Below are 24,484 nucleotides of genomic sequence, written 5' to 3'. Positions count from 1 at the left end.
AACTTCATTGCTTTTTCTTAAATAACGCGGTTAACCTCTCCAGAATATCCCCTTTATTGTCAACACCTTATAGAAAACACATACTCACCAGCGATTTAAAAAAGATATAAACGTCAAGTTTTTGACCGAGGTGTCGATAAATAGACGCTGAATTTATCTGAGGTTGCTCAATAAGTAACCCATCATCCCTGCAAACCTTAAAAAGTGCTTGTGGAGACTCAGTTAATTCGGCATATTTATTATTCTGGTCGTTAGGGATGCTGCCAGTAAAAATAAAAAAATAATAAATGGCGTATGCCAAAGGTGTATAGGTGCGCTCAACCCTAATTTATTCAATGCTGCTTCTTTTGTTGGCTTTGTCAGGAATTTACTCTAATCCTGCAAAGGCGATAGAAGTTTCTGATCTTCATTTCACAGAGTTAAATAAGCAACACGGCCTATCAGACACCGCGGTTTTAGATATTGTGGAAGATGACATGGGCTTTATTTGGCTGGCAACGTCAAATGGCCTTAATCGCTATTCAGGTTATGACGTAAAGCAATACCACCCATCAGATGTCGATCCCAATTCCTTACCCTCCGGTTACATTCAAACACTATTTGTCGATTCCGAAGGACAACTATGGGTAGGAACGCATTCAGGGCTGGCGCTTTATCAGCCAGATACAGATAGCTTCAAAGTCTTCAATAAAGACAACTCTGTAATAAAGACAGATTTAATCACGGCAATTTCAGAAGCGAAAAATGGTGACATCCTTTTTGCTGACCGCAAATTTCTTTACCGCTATTCAAAACAAACTTCACAAATAAGCGTTCTTGCTCAAGTCTTTAAAGAAGAAAGCTTTATAAAGGTGATTTTTGAAGAGGCCAACCGTATATGGGTTGGATCCAATAAATTCGGCGCTGCACTAATAGATACTGAAACGCTGGAAATTCACAACGCGAGCAGAGTCAACCCCTGGGGGGTTTCTCTAGATATACGTGCCCTTCACGATATCGCCGTGATTAACGGTAATTATTGGTTAGCGACAAATGAGGGCCTTATCGTTTTAGCTTCTAACGGCCGCATTTTAAAGCGCATTAAAAGCGATGACTTGGGAGTCACCGAAGAGGTTAATTCTTTTTCAATCTCTGTCGTAGGTAAAGATATTTGGGTGGGCACTTATATCGGACTGTTTATATTGTCAGATGCTGCTGAAAGCTCTATATCGGCTGATTATCGACCTGATTATTTGCATTTAAATTCAGATATTTATAGTTCTACTGGCATTCCATCGGCAATCGTACTTCGAGTAATTGAGGACCGTACGGGCGTGGTGTGGGCCGCAACCTTTCATCGCGGCGCTTTTAAGTACCACCCTGAATATGCAAGCGTGCACTTTCAACCGGTTTACAACTCCGAGCGCCATAGCGACGATAACTTTTCTACATTGTGGGGCTTTGCGGAAAGCAGCGATAAAACACTCTACCTAATCTCTCAGCAAAAGGGGCTAGGTAAAATATCCCGAGAAACAGGAAATGTCTCGTTTTTCGACTTTTTCGAAGAAATGGATCCCGCCATACACTACTGGGATATTGAAATCGATGACCATGATAATATCTGGATTGCCTCATCAGCTGGCTTACTCGTATTTCAAAAGACGGAAGATGGTTTGGCTTTAGTTCGCGAGTATTTCAAAGGATCGTTTATCGATTATATATTCAAGGGAGACTCAGCCATTTGGTTGCAGGTAGGGGTTGGGCATGTCTTTTCCATAAACACCCCCCCTATTTCTGAAGAAGTTAGAAACGTAGAAGTTATCAAAACAGCACCAACTGAAAAAACTAGAGATATTCTAGCGATATATGAGGATAACAATAATAACATTTGGTTTAGGGCCGGTGAAAAGCTAGTCATATACTCAGTTAATGAGGGAAAGGCCATTCAAGTGCTAGATTCGTCCAACGGCATCAACTCTTTGGTCTATGGCGTACATGAAACGTCATCTGGTTTTTGGTTAACAACGCGCTCCGATGGGGTTATTCAGTTAGATAAAAAAAGCTTCGCTCTACTTCATAAACAAAAGAGAGACAATCAAAGCGGGTTTATCACCTCTACAACAGCGGTAGAAAACAACATTTGGTATTCCGATGCAAAGGGCGTGCACAAGGTTCACCTACCTTCGCTCAGAGAGGCTGATAGTATTCCTAACGCCCAGTTAGAATTTAACTCACTTGGTGAAGGCGCTGTCATTGCCACTTCTGATAAGACAATTTATTTTGGCGGTAACAAAGGCTTTGTTAAAATTTCAAAGCAGGCTATAAGCGAAAGTGACCAAGTAAAGCGCACTCTTTCCCCGCAACTTTACCAAGTTAGTGTGTTTGGCTCGTTGGCTAAGACCAAACGCAAAACAGTTGAAAATGACGAGGCTTCAAGCTACTTATCGTTAAAAGAAAATATCACGTACGAAGAACAGTTAGCACTAAAGCACGATGAAAGCCGCTTTAGTATTTCCTTTGGTCTTGTTAATCCGGTTTATCCAGACCAAGTAACCTATAGGTACAAGCTTACCGGTTTTGAAAGTGATTGGGTTTACGTCGACAAAGAACGTACTGCTCAGTTTAACAATATTTCTTTCGGTAACTATACATTTTCCGTACAAGCGAAAGAACCGGGTAAAGCTTGGTCTGAAAGCAAAAATTTGAAAGTAACCATTGATCGCCCCCCTTGGCTTCACACCGTAGCCCTTGTTTTCTACGGTTTAATTGCATTGGCTATTTTTGCTTTTATTGTTCGCCAGTACCAAATAAGAAAGGCGAACCAACTGGCCATAAAAGAGTCGGAAGAGCGTTTAAAGCTTACCCTGTGGAGCTCTGGCGATGAACTGTGGGACTGGGATGTATATCGAGGGCAGGTATACAGAGCAAACACTTGGGGTACGTTAGATTTCCCTCAAGACGATATTCGTACTACTGGCGCTTATGATGCCAACATTCACCCTAACGACATTACTCGGGTTAAATCCGCTTTGCGAGAGCATTTAGAAGGCAACAGTGATTTTTACGAACTGGCCTACCGCGCTAAAACCTTCAAAAATCAGTGGATTTGGATCCTTGATCGCGGAAAAGTGGTAGAGCGCGACCACAACGAACAGCCGGTGCGAATGACGGGCACGCTCAAAAACATTCACCACTTAAAAGAAGCTGAAGAGCAGCTTAACTTGTTTAAACGCTCTATAGAGAACATCTCAGAAGGGGTATTTATTACCAATACCCAATTCAAGTTTATTAGCGTTAACAATGCCTACTGCAGCTATACCGGTGAAACGCGTGACCAGGCCCTTGCCAGCTTTATGCATTTTCATTTATACCCAGATGCCTTTACCGAGGAAATTAAGAAAACCCTCAAATCAAAAGGCAACTGGTCTGGTGAAGTAGAGAGCGTGCGAGTAAACGGCGAGCGCTACGAAATGGAGCTGAATATTGATGCCGTGCATGATGAAGACGGCAAAATAAGTCACTTTGTAGGGGTATTCAGCGACATTACGTCTCGTAAGAGTACTGAAAAAGAGCTTTTAAAACTTGCCAATGTCGACCCGTTGACCGAACTCCCTAACCGTTCGTTCTTCCAAGCGAGTCATCAGAATCTTGTACGTAAATCTAGCGCCCACTCCTTGCTTTGCTTGGATATGGATAACTTTAAAAAGATTAACGACTCCTTGGGCCATCAAACCGGCGACATTTTAATTAAGCAAATTGCTAAGCGACTACAGCGCATTACCGGAAAAAATGCGACCTGCTATCGATTAGGTGGTGATGAGTTTAGTATTTTAATGGAAGATAACGCCGATATTCATACGGTGACCCACTACGCACAAAGCTTGTTAGATACCTTGTCGCGCCCCTTTATTATCAATAAACAAGAGTTTGTGCTTGGCGCGAGTATTGGTATCGCCTTTTACCCTGACGATGGTGAATCCCCACAGGAAATGCTGAAAAATGCCGATACAGCAATGTATTTTGCAAAAAATAATGGCGGCAATAGCTATCAGTTCTTTAGTGGTGAAATGAATCAAAACGCGGTTAGGCAGTCTGCAAATTGAAAACTTGATCCGTCAAGGTATTAAAGACGACCTTTTCACCGTTTACTACCAGCCTAAAGTGGATATAGCCTCTGGTAAGTTAGTCAGTATGGAAGCCCTAGTGCGTTTCGAACACCCGCAAAAAGGTATAGTAAGTCCGGGGCAATTTATTCCGTTAGCAGAGCAAACCGGCCAAATTATTGAGATTGGCGAGCAGGTACTTCGCAAGGCCTGCGCCGATACTAAACGCTGGGTTAAGCAAGGTTTGTTTAGCGGGCGCGTTGCCGTCAATATTTCGGCAAAACAGTTCGAACTGCCAGATTTGGACGACAGAATAAATAGAATACTAAGCGATGTCGGTCTGTCTCCACTGCATCTTGAGTGCGAAATTACCGAAGGTACGCTGATGGAAAGCCCTGAAAACGGCCTGCAAATGATGACGCGACTGCGCGAGCGGGGCATTCACTTAGCACTAGACGATTTCGGTACTGGCTACTCATCACTTGCGTACCTAAAACGCTTCCCTTTAAATACCTTAAAAATCGATAAAGCCTTTATTGATGACATTGCAAAAAGCAATGTAGACCGACATATGGCTGCTGCCATTATTAACATTGCGCACAACTTAGGCCTTAAAGTTGTAGCAGAAGGTGTAGAAGAAGAGTCTCAACTAGAGATACTGCGTCGCTACGACTGCGAGATGTTGCAGGGCTTCCTATACAGCCGCCCATTAAATGCAGAACGTTTTGAAAAGCTGCTTACAGAAAATCAAAAGCTGCATACGCTTTTAGGTAATAGCCAGTTCTAAAAGGCACTGCCACTTTATAAGAGGAGTTAATTGTCCCTTTAGCTCCCCTAAAACGGCAAGCTGAGGCAAAGCCCTTCCCTTTAAACCTTCGTATATTAGACTTTAGTGTCATTATAATGGCACTAGTGTTCCCTCTTTTTTCAAAATAACATTCAACACAAAGCAAGCAATTGTTTTTAAAGAATTAAATTTAATATTAGACATATTGGCACGTAACTAGCAATGGTTAAAGTGCCGGTAACAAATATAAAAAATCGGCTTTGTTTGTTCGTTCAAAATAATAATCAGAGGAAATCAACATGTTAAAAGAGTACGCAGTTGCACTAGTACTTTCTACCGCTACCCCAGTTGCTGCCGACACTCAAGAAGGCGCTAAACAAACTCCTGAGTCGCAAAAAGAAACCACTACTCAATTAGAGTATGTAAGACCTCAAACTGGTGGCGGCCATGGTGGCGGTATTGGCTTCTAATTGAAGTTGAAACGATTTTCAAAAAAAGAGAGTACATACTCTCTTTTTTTATATCTGAAGATAATAGGGTAGGTCTATAGAGCGTAATAGCTATACTACGCTGCGATATAAAGATTATTAAACCCAACCGCATTGCGCCAATGCATGTGGCGAGAGATAGAGAACATAGGTAATAAGATTGGACCTAACGCAAAACCCGCTATTGCCCACTTCTTCGCGTTCATTCCCCATTTAAACGCTTCTACATAAAAGTACAGAGAAAAGATAACGCTTAGTACCACGAGTGAAATCACACTGCCTCCAGATGTTTAACTTAGTTATGCGAAGTTTCTTGTTTCCATCAATTATCGAAGTTAACCCATTGATAATTGACGCCAACAATTTGACACGTTCATTTTTTAATCACGCGAATTCTACTCAAAATAGAACAATAAACCAGCAAAAACATATATTAGACATAAAAAAACCGGGCAGAGCCCGGCTTTTAACATTTAATAAACTTAGCTATAAAATTTTTGATCGTTTTCCGCCATTTTTACTAACACATCAGCAGGCGCAAACTTATCACCTACTGCTGTAGCATAATGGTTTAAACGAGCAACTACGTGCTTAATGCCCAATGTGTCCATGTAGCGGAATGGGCCGCCTAGGAATGGAGGGAAGCCAATACCGAAGATAGCGCCAATGTCGCCGTCGCGAGCATTGCGAATAACACCCTCGTCTAGACAGCGTGCAGCTTCATTTAGCATCATAAGCACGCAACGTTCAGCAACTTCTTTTTCGCTTAGCTTGGCAGATGGTGATAGCCCAAGTAATTCGTAGATTGACTCATCCACTTCTTTACCTGGCTTCTTACCTTCATAAGAATAGAACCCTTTCTGGTTCTTCTTACCCTTTCTGCCGTCTGCAAGTACTTTATCGAAAGCACTTGGCGCAGTGAAGCGCTCGCCGAATGCCTCTACAAGGAATGGAATAATCTTAGTACCAACATCAATGCCCACTTCATCAAGTAGTTTCACAGGTCCCACAGGGAAGCCAAATTTAACCAAAGACTTGTCGATGTGCTCAATTGGCTCACCATCAAGAATCAAGTTTGCCGCTTCGTTCATATAAGGGGCCAAAATACGGTTTACGTAGAAGCCCGCACCGTCTTTAACAACAACTGGCGTTTTGCCTTGCTTCTTAGCAAACTCTACCGTTGATGAAATAACTTGGTCCGACGTTTTATCGTGAGCGATAACTTCAGCTAAGGGCATTTTGTCTACAGGCGAAAAGTAATGAAGGCCTATCACGTTTTCAGGGCGTGCTGCTTTTGCTGCAATTTGTGTAATTGGAATAGACGAAGTATTCGAAGCGAAGATCGTGCTTTCTTTGCAGTTCTCTTCAATATCCGCCACCATCTTCTGCTTAAGGTCTAAATCTTCAAAAACCGCTTCAACCACGATATCCGCGTCTTGGTAGCCGCTGTAATCCAGTGTACCGGTAAGAAGCGCTAACTGCTTCTGCATTTCGCTGTTGCGCATGAAACGCTTCTTCACCTTTTTATTTAAGATGTCGTAGTTGTATTTCATTGCGTTCGCGATTCCATCGGCACGTACGTCTTTAATACGCACAGGTACACCGGCTTTAGTCGACGTTACATAGGCAATACCACCGCCCATCAAACCACCACCAAGCACACCGACTTTCTTCATCTTTTCAGGTTTAACACCTTCAACACCATTTTCTTTTTTCATTTCAGTCGTAGCAAAGAAAATCTGACGAAGTTGGAAAGATTCTGGCGTCATCACTAGCTTACCAAAGGCTTCTGCTTCGGCTCTAAGGCCCGCTTTCATGCCTTCGTTCATGCCTGTTTCAATAACGTCGATAATATAACCCGGCGCAGGGTAATTACCTTTGGTTTTAGCAAACGTTGCTTCACGGGCTTTTTTGAACATCATGTTACGGCCTGGGCCCGTTTTTTCTAACACTTTGTCCATAGCGCTTTTTTGCGGCGCTTCACGTTCTGGCTTGCGTTTAAGGGCAAATTGCTCTGCCACTTTCAAAAGTACGCTATGCGGAACAACTTCATCAACAATGCCGTATTTCTTGGCTTGCTTGGCACGTGCAGGTGAGCCAGTTAGCATCATTTTCATTGCTTGCTGAATGCCTATTAGGCGAGGAAGACGCTGAGTACCGCCACTGCCTGGCAATAGCCCAAGCTGCACTTCAGGTAGACCTACCTGAGTACTAGATGAATCGGTACATACGCGATAGTGACACGCAAGCGCAAGCTCTAAACCACCACCTAACGCAGGGCCGTGAATCGCAGCAACGAAGGTAGCCTTCATATTTTCAATTCTATCGAAAATAGCTTGGCCGCCCGCAGCTATAGTCGTTGCATCCTCAGCAGTTTTACACGCCGCTAGCATGCTAATATCAGCGCCAGCAACAAAAGAACTTGGCTTACCGCTCGTTAATACAACGCCTTTAATGCTGCTATCGCGCTCGATATCGTCAAGCATGGCTGATATTTCATCACCAAACTCAGCTTTAAGCGTATTCATGCTCTCGCCAGGTACGTCCATACTAAGAATAGCAACGCCATTATCTTGCTTAGTTAGCGTAAATGCGCCTGATGTTGGCTGAACTTCATTTGTCATTTCTTGTTCCTGACTCATATTATTCTGTCTCCACGATCATTGCGGCACCAAGACCACCCGCAGCACATGCAGTCAGTAGACCTGTACCACCGCCACGGCGATTTAGTTCGTTAAGCATTTGCGTAATCATACGTGTACCGGTTGCAGCAAACGGGTGACCATAGGCAATTGAACTACCCATTACGTTAAACTTGTCCATGTCAATTTCGCCAGTCGCTTTATCGCGGCCTAGTTTCTCTTTGGCGAACTTGTCGCTGGCGAACATCTTAACGTTAGCAAGCGTCTGCGCAGCAAAAGCTTCATGCATTTCAATTAGTGTTAAGTCATTTAGCGTCATGCCCGCACGGTCTAGTGCGATAGGTGTCGCGTACGACGGCCCCATTAGCATGTCTTCCCACACGTCGATTGCCGAGAATGCGTAGCTTTTGATGTAGCCTAACGGTGTATAGCCTAATTCTTTGGCTCGGCTTTCTGTCATCATAATTACTGCAGACGCACCGTCTGTTAGCGGTGTTGCGTTCGCAGCTGTTACAGAGCCGTATTTCTTATCAAACACTGGGCGAAGTTTCGCGTAGCCTTCAAGCTTTGAATCGAAACGTACGTTGTTATCGCGCTCAAGCGCGCCTTTGTACGGTTCCGCGTAGGCAGTCATGACTTCGCTAGACAGTTTACCTGCTTCCCAGCTTTCAGCCGCTAGGCTGTGCGAGCGATGTGCAAGCTTGTCTTGCTCTTCACGAGAAATTTGGTGTGTTTTCGCCATTTGCTCTGCCGTTTGCCCCATCGACAAACCGGTAGAATATTCAGCTACTGCTGGCGGAACAGGTGCTAAGTCTTTTAAGCTTAAACGCTTAAAGATGTTCAGCTTTTGACCCAGAGTTTTAGTTTTCTGCAAATCTACCAAAGCACGTGCAAGGTTCTTAGACACGCCGATAGGTGATACTGATGTTGAATCTGCACCACCTGCGATACCCACCTGGACCGTACCAGCCATCATGCTTTCGGCGATGTTGACCGTAGACTGAAAACTCGTGGCACAAGCGCGAGATACGCTATAAGCATCTGTGTGAATGTTCATGCCTGTACCAAGTACGATTTCACGCGCAATATTTGGCGCCTCAGGCATTTGTACTACCTGACCGTAAACTACTTGGTCAACCCATTCTTTTTGAACACCATGGCGAACGAGTAGTTCGTTTACGACCATTTTACCTAAATCAACAGCCGGTACGCCGTGGAAATATGTAGCCATTTTAGCAAACGGAGTACGCAACCCCGCGACAATGGCGATGCGATCACCCTCTCGGGTAGTAACTGATTGTTTTGTTGCCATAATGCACCTAAATTGATGACCGACTTCATGATTAGCTCGTTGCTATAAAGTGGTCTGACCTGTAATAAACCTGATTTTTACAAACAATGAACAAAATAGCAAATAATGCAGAGCTAAGGGCAATATAAATGAAACTAAAGTTTACCTGAGCAGCTCAAACCATCGGCAAAACTTCCTCTTGCCTTCTATAAATACGCTCTGGTGGTCCAAGTAACTTGTTATTGCCCTTCCAAATATCGCATTTTTATTACTATTTAACGACTTGAAGAAAGATAGAATGAACCTTATATCGAAATTAAAGTCTGTTTTGTGTCAGTCTTGCTAAGGTAAAGAGTGGCTAAGGTAAAGTGTGACTAGCGTAAGGTTAATTAATTCACTTTTTACTAAGGCGATCACTTTTTAATAGATTAGTTAACCCCATTGTCCAACTGACACTTCCTGATAACGAGAACTCAAACGGAAACTTTGCATTATGGCAGCAGCGCAATTTCAACAGTTACACGCTTATTTAGACCAGCAGATTATTGGTCAGAGTGCGTTAACCAAAAGTCTTCTAATCGCTCTTTTGGCCGATGGCCACCTTCTAGTAGAAGGCCCACCAGGACTTGCAAAGACACGTGCAATAAATGCATTAGCTAACGGTATTGACGGTGATTTCCATCGTGTACAGTTCACGCCAGACCTTTTACCGGCCGACTTAACCGGGACAGACATTTATCGCCCCGAGACCGGCGAGTTTGTTTTTCAAAAAGGGCCCCTTTTTCACAACCTAGTGTTAGCTGACGAAATTAACCGTGCTCCAGCCAAAGTGCAATCTGCGCTGCTCGAAGCTATGGCTGAACGCCAAATTACCGTGGGCAGTAAAACTTATCCCCTGCCCCCGCTATTTTTAGTTATGGCAACGCAAAACCCATTAGAGCAAGAAGGAACGTATCCCCTACCTGAAGCGCAGCTTGACCGTTTCTTAATGCACGTAGACATAGATTATCCAGGTGCAGAGACTGAATTAGAAATACTGCGCTTAACTCGAGGCGAAGCGCTTTCAGAGCCGCCTATTACACCGCCTACGCTAACTCAGGATGATATATTTACATCTCGCAAAGAAGCCTTGTCCTTATACATGGCACCAGAGCTAGAGCAATACTTGGTACAACTAATAATGGCGACCCGTCAGCCAGCTAATTTTGATGCAGAATTAGGCCAGTGGATAGCGATGGGAACAAGTCCTCGCGCCACTATTAGCTTGGACCGCTGTGCACGCGCCCACGCTTGGCTTAGCGGTAGAGATTTTGTCGGCCCTGACGACATTCAAGCCGTGGTTCATAACGTACTTCGCCATCGTATTATCTTGTCTTATCAAGCTGAGGCAGAAGGTATAACGATTAACGACGTACTCGATAAGATTGTTGCTACTGTCGCAGTTCCTTAAGCTATGGTGAATGTACGAGCGCAGCTGAGTAAGCTGCAATGTAACGGTGTCTCGCTGTCTAGTGCAGAGTTACTTCGCTACCAGCAGTTGGCCAAGCTTTTTAGCTTGGCGCCAAAACGTATGCCACAAGCCAAACTTGCTGGGAGTTATTTGACTAAGCACAAAGGCCGAGGTATGGAGTTTGACGAGGCCCGTCACTACCAACCCGGTGACGATATTCGCGCTATTGATTGGCGTGTTACTGCGCGCACGGGTAAAACCCACACTAAAGTGTACCGTGAAGAGCGGGAGCGCCCGGTTTTTCTTTTCTGTGATTATCTGCCTTCAATGGCCTTTGGTACGCAACTGCTTACCAAAGCCGTTCAGGCCGCGCATGTATCGTCATTGATTAGCTGGTCTGCTGCGGCCCGCGGCGATAAGGTTGGCGCATTGGTATTTAACCAACAACAGCACAAAGAAATTAAGCCCCTTACTCGTAAAAAAGCCGTACTTCACGTTTGTCATGAGCTTATGGCATTACATGAACAAAGCACACAGTCTAAAGCTGACAAAGCAAAAGACGAACAAGCTTTTGCTGATGCTTGTGCCCGCGCAAGACGTTTAGCTAGGCCAGGAAGCTTAGTTTATTTGGTATCAGATTTTCAGCATTTAAGTACCCAGGCTATTCAGCATTTAAGTCACTTAACGCGCCATTGTGAAGTAAGGGCTATCGTGATCCATGACCCGATAGAGCATGCCTTGCCACAAACCAATTCACTGCAAAGCGTTAGCGTTTCAGATGGTCACAATCAACAGCGCTGGGTATTAGGTGACAATACCGAACAACAGCAATATTTAAAATGGCGAAATGAACACAACAGCGCAATTTACGATACGTTGCGCAAAATTAACATCGCCAGATTCAGTGTGAGTGCCGGCCTTCCGTTAGATGAACAGCTTCAAAGCATGCAACAAGAACAACGGTTGGAGCTTAATTAATGCAAAGCAATAATCTTTCAACCCATTTTTTATCAAACCTTTTACCAAAGTCAGTACAGTCGATGCCACCTACACATCAAATGCCGGCAGCGCCTCAGCAGCAAGACCCCCTCGCCCAGCTGCGCGATATACACGTGCCCAATGAGGTCAGTATTTGGCCATTAGATTGGGGTTGGTGGGTACTTATCGCCGTGGTTTTATTAGTGTTATTTGGTCTCTATAAAGCTATTTCTGCTCATGTACGGCATAACAAGCCTCGTAAGCAAGCATTAGCATTGCTCGAATCAGTTTCAGCACAACAAAGTAATTGGCCGGTAGCCCTAAACTCTATTTTGAAGCGCACCGCCATGAGCTATTACTCTACTCAACAGGTTGCTGGGCTATACGGCAAACAATGGCAAGCGTTATTAACATCTGCGCTAAAAAGCCGTGATAACAAGCTTGAAGGTGACTTGGCATTATTGATAAGCAATGTTTACCAAGCTAACCCTAACCCAAGTGACTTTGAAACCTGCAAAGGGGCGGTAAAAAGTTGGCTTTCGAAAGCGAAGCTCCCGAAAAATAAGCGGACGGTGAATGGCCTTTCCTCTGAAAATGTAAAGGAGCCGCATCATGCTTAATTTTGCTTGGTGGTGGGTCTTCTTCGTACTCCCCCTGCCTATTATCGTACGCCTTCTTTCTAAAAAAGCCCAAGAAATGCCTATGGCAGCGCTGCGGGTTCCCAGCTTGCGACCTGGTGATGTGTCAGAGCAAACCCAGTTGAAACAAACCAAAATACCGCTAATAGCAAGTAGCTTAATATGGATACTGCTCGTAACAGCTGCCGCACGCCCTCAATGGTTAGGTGAACCTGTTAGCATACCGAATGAAGGCCGAGAAATGATGTTGGCGGTAGACTTATCTGGCAGCATGAAGATAGACGACATGCAGCTAAATGGAAGACAAGTTAACCGTTTAACCATGACAAAATCAGTGGTGTATGACTTTATTCAGCGCCGCGTGGGCGATAGAATCGGGCTAATTTTATTTGCCGATACCGCATATGTTCAGGCGCCGCTAACCTATGACAGAGACACCGTTTCTACGCTTCTCAGTGAAGCTGTGATTGGCTTAGTTGGAGAACAAACTGCCATAGGTGATGCCATTGGTTTAGCAGTGAAGCGCTTTGACGAACGAGAAGAATCTAATAACGTATTAATTCTTCTTACCGACGGACAAAACACCGCAGGAAATATTACGCCTGAGCAAGCTAAAGAATTGGCTATAAGCAAAGGTGTGAAGGTTTACACTATTGGCGTGGGCGCCGACAAAATGCTGATCCAAAGCTTTTTCGGCAGCCGACAGATAAACCCGTCGCAAGAACTTGATGAAGGCATGTTAACTGATATTGCTACCGCTACCGGCGGCCAATACTTTAGGGCGAGAAATGCCCAAGAGCTTCAGGCAATTTATCAACAGCTTGATGCACTTGAGCCTATCGAAGGCGAAACTCGGAAAATGCGTCCACTGAGCGCGCTGTTTTACTACCCTCTAGCGGCTGCAATTTTATTGTCGGCGCTTTGGGTTTTCCTCACTATTTCGATTTCTTCATTTCGTTGGTTCATACAAAAGCGGAATAACACGTCAACGCAACAGCTAAATACGGCTAACGCAGCACAAGTAACTCAAACAAATAGGGAGACGAAATAATGAATTTCGACTTCTTAAACCAATTTCATTTTTTACGCCCCGAATGGTTTATCGCGCTCGTTCCTTTGATGCTGCTTGTGCTTTTAATTAGAAAAACCACGGCTAAACAATCTGGCTGGCAATCGGTTATCCCTCCTCACCTTTATCAACATATGGTGATTGGAAAGACCGAAATGGGTGTAAAGCCGCCAATGTGGATGCTGGCGTTTGTGTGGGTAATAAGTGTTACAGCACTCGCCGGCCCAACGTGGGAACGCCTGCCTCAGCCGGTTTATCAACTAAAAATGGGGCACGTTATCGTAATAGACATGTCGCTCTCGATGCGTGCGACCGATATGACACCAGACAGACTGACAAGGGCTAAATACAAAGCCATAGACTTAGTTAACGCCATCGGCGAGGGTGAAATGGGCTTGGTTGCTTACGCTGGCGATGCGTTTGTTATAAGCCCTTTGACCGAAGATGCTGGGAATATTACTACGCTAATACCCAGTCTTTCACCCGAGATAATGCCCGTCCCCGGAAGCGACCCGTTGCTGGGTATTGAAAGTGCTGCTGAACTGTTAACAAATGCGGGTTATAACACAGGCATGATCTATTGGATTACTGACGGTATAGAGTTGGAGCAGCAAAAAGAACTTCAAGAATATGTGGCATCTGTCCCTTTTACGGTAAATGCACTTACCGTTGGCACAAGTGAAGGCGCGCCTATTCGCCAGCAAAGCGGCGAGCTATTAAAAGACTTCACCGGCAGCATCGTTATACCCAAGCTAAATGAAAGCGCGGTGGAAGGTGTAGTGAAAACAAGTGGTGGTCGCTTTGAATCCTTTACTTCTAACGACAGTGACATTGATGCTCTCGCTGCGGTATCGCTGCTAGATAAAGGCAGCAGTGAAGAGAATGAAGAAGAAAGTAATTTACAGGGAGATCAGTGGAAAGAAGTTGGCCCTTACTTATTGCTACTACTTCTGCCATTTGCGGCCTTTGCGTTTAAACGCGGATTAGTATTTATCGTATTGGTTGGCCTGCTAAGCCCTTCAATAGTTAAAAACGCCCATGCTGCACAAAATATAGGTACGTCTCAAGGCGCTCAATCTATTCCAAGCACGAAACTGTCGGAAGAGCCTGCGCCAGTAACGACAAATAGACCTGAACCGCTTGCATGGTGGCAAAAACCATTTATGAATGATGATCAGGAAGCTTTGAATAAATATCAAAGAGGTAAATACAAAGACGCCGTTAGCCAGTTCAATAGCGAAGCGTGGAAAGCATCATCCCTTTTTAAGTCAGGTGACTATGAAGGTGCTTTAAATGCTTACAAAAATATCCCAGGTGTTGAAAGCCTTTACAATCAGGGCAATGCATTGGCCAAACTCGGAAAGCTTGAAGAAGCGATCGAGAAATACGAGCAGGCTTTAGACGAGGCACCTGAGTTTGAAGACGCGAAAATTAATAAAAAAATTGTTGAGGATTTACTGAAACAGCAGCAACAAGAGCAAGACCAGAATCAAAGCGAAAATGGTGATGATGGCGAACAAAGTGACTCGCAAGATAATGACCAGAAGCAACCAGGAGATCAGAACAATCAGGAGGGTTCGAATGATCAGAATGGCCAGCAAGACAATACTGAAGGACAACAGTCTGACCAAAACCAAGAGCAGCTCTCCTGATGACGAACAACAAAATGGCGGAGATAACTCGGCGCAGCCTGATGATACTGAGATGAATAATCAAAACGAGTCATCAGACTCTCAGCGGCAAAATGCGGAACAAGAACAGTCTGAGCAAGGTGATAGTGCACAGCAAGAAAACACTCAGCAAGCTAGTGCGCAAGCGCGAGAAGACGAACAAGAAGCACAGCGGGAAGCGCAGGCAATGCAAGGTCAAGAAGCCGAGCTTACCGATGCAGAAAAAGAAGAACTACAGCGAATGGAAGGTTTAATGCGTCGCGTGCCAGACGACCCAGCATTCTTACTAAAACGAAAAATGCAATTAGAAGCACAAAAACGTCAGCGTCAACGTATGCCTTCAAACCGGAGTGATTGGTAGATGAGAGCCTTATTACAATCTACAGGAATAATTTTTTTACTAACCCTACTTATTAGCGCGCCTGCTCATGCAGATGTAAATTCAGTTGAAGCAACCATTGACCGCAATCCGGTTATGCTAGATGAAGCTATTCGTTTAACCATTACGGCAGATGGAAGCGCCGACAGAGATGCATTTGACAGTTCTCCCCTATTGAAAGATTTTGTAGTGGGCAGGACATCGGTAAGTAGCCAAACGTCTATCGTCAATTTTGACACCAAACGCACTACCGTTTGGACCACCACGTTATTCCCTCGTAAAGAAGGTACCTTCACAATTCCTTCATTAGCTATTGAAGGGAAATCAACAAAGCCTATTCAAGTTGAAGTTATTCCTGTTCAAGAACAAAGCAATGTGGCCCGCGACTATTTTGTTACTACAGATATCGACTTGGACGAGGCCTATTTAAACCAACAACTGCTGTACACTGTTAAGCTTTTTCTCTCTAGCAATATTGAGCGGGGCAGCTTGCAAGCACCAGAAATGCAAAATGCGGAAATTACTCAGCTAGGTGAAGATAAACAGTATACCGATATAGTAAACGGCAGACGGTATCAGATTATTGAGCGTCAATTTGCCGTTGTTCCTCAAGCTTCAGGAGAGTTCACGCTAAGGGGCCCCATCTTTACCGGTGAAGTTATGGCGGCTAATACTAACCAGCGTTTTGGCTTCTTTAATCGTACCCAGCAAATTAATCGTGTTGGTCCTGACATTACGGTAAACATTAAGCCTATCCCTCAAGGAATTGACTATCCTTGGTTACCTTCTGAAATGGTTCGCGTTGACGAAGAGTGGCCGCAAGGAGATAACTTTGTTGCAGGCGAACCAGTCACCCGCATAGTTACGCTAACTGCATTGGGTGTAGTAGAGGAACAGCTTCCTGATATTCCTGAGTTTTATCCGCCGAACTTTAAGTTATATCCAGATCAATCAAATACAACGACTGTTGAAAAAGACCAGAGTTTAATTTCACAGCGCCAAACGTCTTTAGCAATTATTCCAACACAGCCTGGCGACTTTGTTTTGCCTGAAATTACTATTCCTTGGTTTAATACGCTTACTCAAAAAACTGAGTATGCCACAATTCCAGCTCGCTCTATTACAGTAGTACCGGCAACGAGCAGCAGTACCCCAAGCAACACTACACCTACAAGCAATGAGACCGTAGGCGATACTCAAAGTAATTTACCGTCAGCAGCAGTTAAGCCCGACGTCGATTCGGGTAAGGAAAGCAAACCGTCTAATAGCAATGCCGATAACGCTAGTATTCGTGAAAAAACACAGTTTGATTGGATTGTGAGCAGTGTACTACTTGCACTTTTGCTGGTCGCGCTTATCGGGTGGCTATTTACCTATAGAAAACTTAAACAAGCTCAGTTCATCGGAAATGCTCACGGCCCTAAACAGCGCCTAATTCCTACAGCGGAGTTTGATGAGAAAGCCCAATATCAAAAACTGATGGCAGTGATAAAAGCAAAAGATACCAGCTCAGTAACACTTACTCTTAAGCAATGGATAAACGCACTAACTGCCGGGAAAGCGCAACTTTCACAGTTTGAAGGAATTAACACCGCTGTGAATGAGCTTTACGCACTACGCTTCTCGGCTAGTCAAACTGATAAACGTGCTCAATCGGAACAAGTATCTAAGACGTTAGAAAAACTTACCGATGAAATAAAGCGCGCTCGCAGCAAATGGCAGCAAACAGGTGCAAAGAACAGCCACACGCTATCTAACTTGTATCCTGCTTCATAAAACGCATTTCATTTGCTAATACACGGAAACCTGCGTAATTAAAGCCCTTGTATAGAGCTGAACGACAGCCGCAAGGGTTTTGAACGCATTATCTGTAGTTAATATTCAGCACAAGTCTCGGTCTTTAGTGCCCTTTGAGAGGCTCAAAAATCCGAACCGCTTGTAGCCTATAAAAATAATCAATTAAACGCGACGGGGAATAGAATGAAGAAAACACTACTAAAGCTAACGCCAATTGCGTTGGCAGTTACCACATTAGCTGCTTGCTCTCCAGCAAGTGAAACCGCGCAAACAGCGCCAGAGCCGATAAAAACCGAACAGCCTGCTGGACAGTCTGAGTCTGAACGCCTTAATGCGTTTTTTGAGCGTACTTTCGAAGAAGATCTTAAGCGCTCTCCCCTATTCCAGAGTTACCTCGGTAAAAAGTGGGATTATGACAAGTGGGACGACATCAGTGATGAGGAGGCCGATGCCCGTGTTGCTATCGCCAAAAACCGTTTAGAGAAGCTTAGTAGTTTCGACACCAGCAAGTTAAGCGAGCAAGAAAAGTTAAGCTTGCGCCTGTATAAGCTTGGCATTGAACGTGATTTAGCTAACGACGAATTTAGACACCACCGCTACATTGTGCATCAGTTTCGCGCTGCGCATACCCAAGTCCCTAGCTTTCTTATTAATATTCACAGTGTAAAAAGCAAAGAAGATGCCCAGGCATATATTGGTCGTTTGGACAATGTACGCACCTACTTTGACCAAGTTATCGAACAGATGAAAGTCCGTGAAAAAGCCGGCGTATTCCCACCAGCATGGGCATATGACCAAATGATTGATGCGTCGAAAAACGTGATTACCGGCGCACCATTTGATTCAAGTGAAACACCGTCAACTATCTGGGAAGATTTCCAAAACAAAGTAAACAACCTTGATATTACAGAAGCTGAAAAAACCACGCTGCTAGGTGAAGCAAAGGCCGCTTTGGTAACATCAGTCATGCCGTCGTACGAAAAGTTTATTGAAGAACTCGCCCACCAGCGTGAAGTAACCCCTGAAGGCGATGGTGTATGGCGCTTACCTAACGGCGATAAGTGGTATCAAAATCGCCTTAACTGGTTTACTACTACTGACCTTACTGCTGATGAAGTTCATCAAATTGGCCTAGATAATGTAGAGCGCATACACAACGCCATGCGCGACATTATGAAACAGGTAAAATTTGAGGGTACGCTGCAAGAGTTTTTTGTTTTCATGCGTGAAGACGAACAATTCTATTTACCTTCAACAGATGAAGGCAGACAGCAATACCTTGATATGGCGAAAACTGCCATAGATGACATGCGAGAAGCTATTCCTGAATATTTTGGAATTCTCCCAGAAGCGCCAATGATTGTTAAACGCGTCGAAGCATTCCGCGAACAGTCTGCGGGCAAAGCGTTTTATCAAAGCCCAGCGCAAGACGGCAGCCGCCCAGGTATTTACTATGCAAACCTGTACGATATGAAAGCGATGCCGACGTATCAGCTAGAGGCGCTGGCATATCACGAGGGCATTCCCGGTCACCACATGCAGCGTGCCATTGCACAAGAGCTTGAAGGCGTGCCGCAATTTCAAAAGTTCTTGAGCTTTACTGCGTACACAGAAGGCTGGGGTCTATATACCGAAGAACTTGCCAAAGACATGGGCTTTTATGAAGACCCTTATTCTGATTTCGGCCGCCTAGCCATGGAACTATGGCGCGCATGTCGGCTTGTAGTTGATACGGGTATTCATGCGAAGAAGTGGACCCGTGAAGAGGCTGTAGATTACCTCATTGAAAATACGCCAAACCCTGAGTATGACGCGCAAAAAGCCATTGAGCGCTACATAGCTATGCCAGGTCAGGCTACCGCCTATATGATTGGCAAACTAAAAATCATGGAGCTTAGAGCGCATGCTCAAGCTGAACTTGGTGACAAGTTTGACTGGAAAGGCTTCCATGACGAGGTGCTAAAATACGGTCCAGTACCACTTTCTATACTAGAAGAAAACATCAACGCTTGGATAACCACTCAAAAAGGTGCTTAGCATTCCTTAATAGGTGCTCTGATCACTGGAATTAAAATAAAAACGCGCCTTTCGGCTAACGAAATGGCGCGTTTTTTGTGCCATAGTGAAAATTCTTTAAGTTTTTGGATTTTTTTATGTTTGGGCGAAATAAATCCGACAGTGGTCAGGTCTTATCGGGTATGAAAGCAAAACACCAAAGATATGAAGCACTGGTAAAGGCATTCCACGCCGACATTTACCGCTATGCATTCTGGCTTATTAAAGACCAGAGCATTACTGAAGATGTTGTACAGGAAACGTTTCTACGTGCGTGGCGATCGTTAGACGCCCTAAATGATGAAAAGGCGGCAAAGTCATGGTTAATAACCATTCTTCGTCGTGAGAATGCCCGCAGGTTCGAGCGCAAGCAATTCGACACGGTAGATATTGACGATTGTCATATACAAGATGACACCCAACATGCAGACGGCGACCTGAAAGACAGAGAGCTTCAGCGACTGTTAGGTGGGCTTAGTGTGGAATACCGCGAACCGTTAATCCTTCAATTGATTTTCGGGTTCAGTGGTGAAGAGATTGCCAACCAGTTAGGGCTTAATAAAAACACAGTAATGACGCGTTTATTTAGAGCGAGAAACCAGCTGAAAGAGGCATTAGAGAAACAAAATGAACAGAGAGGTCGTATAAATGGATGAGTTAGAATTTAGGCGTCGAATCTACGCCGATCCAGAAACGACTGACAGTGATGTTGTAGAAGCAGCGAAAGCGGATGAAAGTAAACGCAATTTCTGGAATGAACAAAAGCAGTTAGATAAGCAATTAAAGCAAGCCTTAAAAGTCGATGTGCCAGAAGACCTTGCTAGCAAGCTCATTTGGCAACAGTCGACTGACGAGTTCAATCGCTACAAACGCAGAAGTCGTTGGTATTTGGCGATGGCCGCATCCGTTGCTTTCACTATTGGTATCGGACTTACCATGTGGTACCACCAACCGCTTAGTATTGGTGGTCAAGCGCTAGCGCATATGCAGTATGCCGAAATGGAAACTGCGCATTCGCTACTTCCAGCTGATTTGAATATGGTAAATGCAAAATTGGCAAGCTTTGGCGGTAGCTTCAGTGAGATGCTTGATGGTGTTGAAGTGGTGAACTATTGTCACTTAAGTACAGTGAGAAGCCTGCACCTTATCGTTGATACGCCGCAAGGGAAAATGTCGGTATTTGTTGTGCCTGAGCGCGGTGATATCACTGTACCTAGCGAATTTTCTGACGACCAGTACCACGGCGAAAGCATCAAAATGAGACACGCCAATGTCATGATAGTGGGCGACAAAGATGCTGACTTAAGTGAAATGAAAAAAGCCGTATCTGAAAGGATTCAATTTTCGGCCTAGAAAAAAGCTTGCTCCTTGTTCCAAAAAAGTGCTGAATTTATGCACTTCCCTTCATCGGCCCACTGCGGCCGATTTTTTTTACCTAAATTTAAGGTGAAAATACGTTCAATAAAACTTATACTTTAGGATTAAAACAATCGTTTTAATTTTCAGCAAACATTTCAGCTTATCCGCAGTATAGAGGTAGCAAATTCAATGGCCGCTTGGTGTCGTTTTACAAGGGGGAAATTTTGTCTACTTTTCATCATTTTCTTCAGTCACTCGCTTCATGCACAGTTAGACACTAATTCTGAGAAGTTGAGGCTTAAAAAGTTAGATGCTTATAGTCGGTTAGCAGCAGTAACTATCTATAACTGGAATAATCAATCTGATATTGATAATGACCAGATAAAAGCAAAAATCGAAGACTTACAAATTCAATCTGATGATAGTAGTGAAGGCATAATCTTTAGACATTTATTGGCTACGGGGACAGCTAACGAAACGGAAGGCCCTCGAGTTCCAATATACGTTAAGTCACCTTTGCTTGAGAACCATTGGAACGAGCTAAAGTCGCTCAATACAGATTTGTATGCTGCCGCAAGGGCGTATTATATCTATGCCAGAGCAGTTAACGACTTTGACCGATCGTCACTGCGAATCAATGTTACAGTGCCAGCGCTTAAACGCTTAAAGCGTGAAGTTTTGGAAACGGGTAGCAAAACAGCAACCGCCATAGCTAGTGTGTGGCTGTCAATGGAACTCACCCTAGCTAATCCCATTCAGGCAATCAATGAATTGGAGTACGCACTCCCCCATTTGCCAGCGCGAGCTTCTTCACGAACTCTTGAGAATGCGTTAAGTAGCGCAACTGCACACGAGTGGCTTCGCATCGCTTTTACAGAGCTATCGGTACCGAGTAGAGCTTACTCTCACTCAATGAAGATAATCGAGCAAAGTAACCTCAAAGATGGTTCTGTTACGTGGGCATACTTTACTTCGATTGACTCTCTTCTTCTCCAAAATAAATATGACGACGCCCTGCTGACCTCAAATAAGGCCATTAAATTTGTAAAAAATAGAAATTCAGAATTTGAGATGTTTTTAAGTTTGTATCAAAAATTGCGAGTGCTTGTAACGGGGTTTCAGCAAACTCATGATAGTGAAATCAGCTTAGTTATAAACAAGATGGAGGCGATAGATAATGTTCAGATAAAAACTCGAGCAGAGGAGCTTTTTTATCTTTATCAGTCTTATAAAGCTATTGCTGAACGTAATAAAAAAGGGCTTTATGAAGCAACTAACAGGTATACAAAAGCCATGCTAGATACCCTGCCATCTAAGGAATTTAGAGCTGATCACCTGTTAAGAAAAGAACTCGAACTTGCTCGAATCTATGACGCCGCTGGCAATTACGAAAAAGCCTATGAGCATTCAAAAGCGTACAACCAACTTCTCTTCGAAAAGAACACGGAGCAATTTCAGTTCTCTTCGCCTGACTTCTCAAATAGCATCGCGAAGGATATTGAGCTTGTCCATTATAGACAAAAAGAAATCAACGCCCTGCGAGACGAAAAAGAAGGGCTATCCACCGATAAAGAGGCAATGAAAACGACTATTTTTGCGCTCATTGTCACTATTCTTCTTATACTTGCTTTGTGGCTTTGGATTTCTAAACGACAAAGTGACTTACTAGCGGAACGAGACTCTCTTACTGGCGCCCTCACCCGTCGCGCGATGTTGAATAGTCTTAAAAAGTCACTTAAAGGCGACAATACATCGTGTATAGCCCTGCTTGATGTTGATAATTTTAAAAAGATTAACGATAGATATGGCCACACCGTAGGCGACGAAGTACTAACTACACTCACTCGAATCATCAAAAATAGGATTAGAAAATCAGATAAGCTTTGCCGATATGGTGGTGAAGAATTTTTGATCTACTTCTCTGACTCAGATGAGCAATCGGCCAAGCGTATACTCGATGAGTTAAATGTGGCGCTTTCTCACCAAAAAAACTGGACGCATACCAATAAGAAGTTTTCAGTTAGCTTTTCTTCGGGGCTGCTGAATGTCCGCGGAGAAACCAATTTGGATACTATTATTAAAGCCTGTGATGAGCTTCTCTACAAAGCAAAAAGATCCGGGCGCGCGCGAGTAGAATCTTTCGCGTATTAAAATTTTTGCCAAACTTTATTTACCTGTAGCCGTATATAAAACAAGCAAGGTCGCCGACTGACGTAGAGACTCTAAGTCATAGGTGTTAGCATGAAATAAAAAACATAGGGAATTTATATGGCTACTGGCACGATAATCTCGTTGGGTTTGTATTTTGTTGTAATGTTGGGAATAGGACTTTTCGCCTATCGGCAAACAGACACCAACGTAGAAGGCTATATGCTTGGCGGCCGCCAATTAGGCCCCGCTGTAACCGCACTTTCAGCAGGCGCATCAGATATGAGTGGCTGGATGCTCATGGGTTTACCTGGTGCCATGTACGTATCGGGCTTATCTGCAGGCTGGATTGCCGTCGGGTTAGTTTTAGGTGCACTCGCAAATTATATGTTGGTCGCTCCGCGCCTTCGCGTTTACACCGAAGTGGCTAACAACTCCATTACCCTCCCCGACTATTTTGAGAACCGTTTTGCCGATAACACGCGTTTATTGCGCGTTATAGCCTCTGTAGTTATCGTTGTCTTCTTCACGCTGTATACCTCTTCTGGTGTTGTCGCTGGTGGGAAGCTTTTTGAAACATCCTTTGGCTTAACTTATGAGACCGGCTTATACGTTACTGCCGGTGTTGTCGTTGCCTACACCCTCGTAGGTGGATTTATGGCAGTGAGCATGACCGATTTCGTGCAAGGCTGCATAATGTTCGTATCACTCATTATGGTACCTGCTGTGGTCATCAGTGAGCTTGGCGGAATTGGGGCTTCAATTGACGCACTAGATACCATTAACCCTGCTTTATTTGATGCATTCATGGATGCCTCTACTAACGAAGCATTAAGCGTAATCGGTATTGTTTCACTGATGTCATGGGGTCTAGGCTACTTCGGTCAGCCACATATTATCGTTCGTTTCATGGCTATCCGTTCGGTAAAAGATATTCCTACCGCTAGAAACATCGGCATGAGTTGGATGATTGTTTCTATCATCGGCGCGCTAATGACGGGTTTATTTGGGTTGGCTTATATTACCGGTAACGGCAATGACATTGACCCAGAAACAGTATTTATCTACCTTTCTCAAATTTTATTCCATCCGCTTATTGGAGGCTTCTTACTAGCTGCGATCCTAGCGGCTATCATGAGTACCATTTCGTCTCAGCTACTAGTAACGTCTAGTTCACTTACCAGCGACTTTTACCAAGCCTTCCTTCGCAGAGATGCATCTGATGGTGAGTTAGTAATAGCGGGTCGTGTAAGCGTTGTAGCCGTCGCACTCGTGGCTATCTACCTAGCTTATGACAGAGACAGCACGATATTGACCTTAGTGAGTAACGCATGGGCTGGCTTTGGTGCAGCATTTGGCCCGCTAGTACTGTTTAGCTTATTTAAACGTGAAATGACCCGCCGCGCGGCGTTGGGGGGCATGATAGTTGGTGCTGTGACCGTACTACTGTGGATTTATCTTCCGATAGAAATTGGTGGACAAAAGCTTGGGGCATGGATGTACGAAATTGTACCCGGGTTCATTTTGTCGAGCTTAACCATAATGATTTTGAGTAAATCAGGTACACCAAGAGGAGGCGTGCTAGACACATTCGATGCATTCCAGACCAAGCTGAATGAAAAGTAATTAAAAACAACGCGTAAATAAGAGT

Annotated in this window: 14 protein-coding genes and 2 pseudogenes; 13 read left to right on the top strand and 3 right to left on the bottom strand. The window is 44.2% G+C overall.

What is annotated here, in order from left to right; all coding sequences use genetic code 11:
• Window positions 1-311: 311 nt before the first annotated feature.
• A pseudogene (locus ACYX4W_RS09300) lies at window positions 312-4,869 on the top strand (EAL domain-containing protein).
• A gap of 299 nt (window positions 4,870-5,168) precedes the next feature.
• The gene (locus tag ACYX4W_RS09295; protein ID WP_476075349.1) at window positions 5,169-5,339 is read left to right on the top strand and encodes a hypothetical protein; all 171 of its coding nucleotides are present in this window, start codon (window positions 5,169-5,171) and stop codon (window positions 5,337-5,339) included.
• 95 nt (window positions 5,340-5,434) lie between these two features.
• Here ACYX4W_RS09295 and ACYX4W_RS09290 read toward each other — a convergent pair whose 3' ends face one another.
• The 3 genes from ACYX4W_RS09290 to fadI form a co-directional block, all read right to left on the bottom strand.
• Window positions 5,435-5,632 (bottom strand): hypothetical protein, encoded by a 198-nt coding sequence (locus tag ACYX4W_RS09290; RefSeq protein ID WP_461851276.1) that lies wholly within the window; start codon window positions 5,630-5,632, stop codon window positions 5,435-5,437.
• A gap of 207 nt (window positions 5,633-5,839) precedes the next feature.
• Window positions 5,840-7,981: a fatty acid oxidation complex subunit alpha FadJ gene (gene fadJ / locus ACYX4W_RS09285; RefSeq protein ID WP_476075458.1), complete on the bottom strand. Its 2,142-nt coding sequence runs from the start codon at window positions 7,979-7,981 to the stop codon at window positions 5,840-5,842.
• A gap of 19 nt (window positions 7,982-8,000) precedes the next feature.
• Complete coding sequence (gene fadI / locus ACYX4W_RS09280) at window positions 8,001-9,311, bottom strand: acetyl-CoA C-acyltransferase FadI (protein ID WP_474831292.1); 1,311 nt, start codon at window positions 9,309-9,311, stop codon at window positions 8,001-8,003.
• A 472-nt stretch (window positions 9,312-9,783) separates the two neighbouring features.
• Between fadI and ACYX4W_RS09275 the strand changes: the two genes are divergently transcribed.
• From ACYX4W_RS09275 to putP, 11 genes and pseudogenes are all read left to right on the top strand, one after another.
• Window positions 9,784-10,740 carry an AAA family ATPase gene (locus tag ACYX4W_RS09275; protein ID WP_474807947.1) on the top strand — a complete coding sequence of 319 codons (957 nt, stop codon included), beginning with the start codon at window positions 9,784-9,786 and terminating at the stop codon, window positions 10,738-10,740.
• A gap of 3 nt (window positions 10,741-10,743) precedes the next feature.
• The gene (locus ACYX4W_RS09270; protein ID WP_476075348.1) at window positions 10,744-11,718 is read left to right on the top strand and encodes a DUF58 domain-containing protein; all 975 of its coding nucleotides are present in this window, start codon (window positions 10,744-10,746) and stop codon (window positions 11,716-11,718) included.
• Window positions 11,718-12,338 carry a DUF4381 domain-containing protein gene (locus ACYX4W_RS09265; protein ID WP_474854278.1) on the top strand — a complete coding sequence of 207 codons (621 nt, stop codon included), beginning with the start codon at window positions 11,718-11,720 and terminating at the stop codon, window positions 12,336-12,338. The genes ACYX4W_RS09270 and ACYX4W_RS09265 overlap by 1 nt, the downstream gene beginning before the upstream one ends.
• On the top strand, window positions 12,331-13,407 hold the full coding sequence (locus ACYX4W_RS09260; protein WP_474854276.1) for a vWA domain-containing protein: 1,077 nt from the start codon (window positions 12,331-12,333) through the stop codon (window positions 13,405-13,407). Before ACYX4W_RS09265 ends, ACYX4W_RS09260 begins: the two co-directional genes overlap by 8 nt.
• Window positions 13,407-15,456: pseudogene (locus ACYX4W_RS09255) on the top strand (vWA domain-containing protein). Before ACYX4W_RS09260 ends, ACYX4W_RS09255 begins: the two are co-directional and overlap by 1 nt.
• Entirely contained in the window at window positions 15,457-17,250 is a 1,794-nt protein-coding gene (locus ACYX4W_RS09250; RefSeq protein ID WP_476075347.1) for a BatD family protein, read from the top strand.
• 204 nt (window positions 17,251-17,454) lie between these two features.
• Complete coding sequence (locus tag ACYX4W_RS09245; RefSeq protein WP_476075346.1) at window positions 17,455-19,308, top strand: DUF885 domain-containing protein; 1,854 nt, start codon at window positions 17,455-17,457, stop codon at window positions 19,306-19,308.
• 116 nt (window positions 19,309-19,424) lie between these two features.
• Window positions 19,425-19,982, top strand: a complete 558-nt coding sequence (locus ACYX4W_RS09240; protein ID WP_476075345.1) for a sigma-70 family RNA polymerase sigma factor — start codon at window positions 19,425-19,427, stop codon at window positions 19,980-19,982.
• Window positions 19,975-20,679 carry a DUF3379 family protein gene (locus ACYX4W_RS09235; RefSeq protein ID WP_476075344.1) on the top strand — a complete coding sequence of 235 codons (705 nt, stop codon included), beginning with the start codon at window positions 19,975-19,977 and terminating at the stop codon, window positions 20,677-20,679. The genes ACYX4W_RS09240 and ACYX4W_RS09235 overlap by 8 nt, the downstream gene beginning before the upstream one ends.
• A 195-nt stretch (window positions 20,680-20,874) precedes the next feature.
• Window positions 20,875-22,836, top strand: coding sequence for a GGDEF domain-containing protein (locus tag ACYX4W_RS09230; RefSeq protein ID WP_476075343.1), 1,962 nt, complete (start codon window positions 20,875-20,877; stop codon window positions 22,834-22,836).
• Window positions 22,837-22,953: 117 nt separating this feature from the next.
• The gene (gene putP, locus ACYX4W_RS09225; protein ID WP_476075342.1) at window positions 22,954-24,459 is read left to right on the top strand and encodes a sodium/proline symporter PutP; all 1,506 of its coding nucleotides are present in this window, start codon (window positions 22,954-22,956) and stop codon (window positions 24,457-24,459) included.
• Window positions 24,460-24,484: the final 25 nt, after the last annotated feature.

It is taken from the genome of Alteromonas sp. ABH4_454 (genome assembly GCF_056311775.1).
Note: the sequence above shows the minus strand (reverse complement) of the source record. Positions and strands in the feature narration are given on the sequence as shown.

Coding starts and splice junctions, on each gene's coding strand:
- ACYX4W_RS09295 (WP_476075349.1), top strand. CDS start 5,169: ATGTTAAAAGAGTACGCAGTTGCACTAGTACTTTCTACCGCTACCCCA.
- fadJ (WP_476075458.1), bottom strand. CDS start 7,981: ATGACAAATGAAGTTCAGCCAACATCAGGCGCATTTACGCTAACTAAG.
- fadI (WP_474831292.1), bottom strand. CDS start 9,311: ATGGCAACAAAACAATCAGTTACTACCCGAGAGGGTGATCGCATCGCC.
- ACYX4W_RS09275 (WP_474807947.1), top strand. CDS start 9,784: ATGGCAGCAGCGCAATTTCAACAGTTACACGCTTATTTAGACCAGCAG.
- ACYX4W_RS09270 (WP_476075348.1), top strand. CDS start 10,744: ATGGTGAATGTACGAGCGCAGCTGAGTAAGCTGCAATGTAACGGTGTC.
- ACYX4W_RS09265 (WP_474854278.1), top strand. CDS start 11,718: ATGCAAAGCAATAATCTTTCAACCCATTTTTTATCAAACCTTTTACCA.
- ACYX4W_RS09260 (WP_474854276.1), top strand. CDS start 12,331: ATGCTTAATTTTGCTTGGTGGTGGGTCTTCTTCGTACTCCCCCTGCCT.
- ACYX4W_RS09250 (WP_476075347.1), top strand. CDS start 15,457: ATGAGAGCCTTATTACAATCTACAGGAATAATTTTTTTACTAACCCTA.
- ACYX4W_RS09245 (WP_476075346.1), top strand. CDS start 17,455: ATGAAGAAAACACTACTAAAGCTAACGCCAATTGCGTTGGCAGTTACC.
- ACYX4W_RS09240 (WP_476075345.1), top strand. CDS start 19,425: ATGTTTGGGCGAAATAAATCCGACAGTGGTCAGGTCTTATCGGGTATG.
- ACYX4W_RS09235 (WP_476075344.1), top strand. CDS start 19,975: ATGGATGAGTTAGAATTTAGGCGTCGAATCTACGCCGATCCAGAAACG.
- ACYX4W_RS09230 (WP_476075343.1), top strand. CDS start 20,875: ATGGCCGCTTGGTGTCGTTTTACAAGGGGGAAATTTTGTCTACTTTTC.
- putP (WP_476075342.1), top strand. CDS start 22,954: ATGGCTACTGGCACGATAATCTCGTTGGGTTTGTATTTTGTTGTAATG.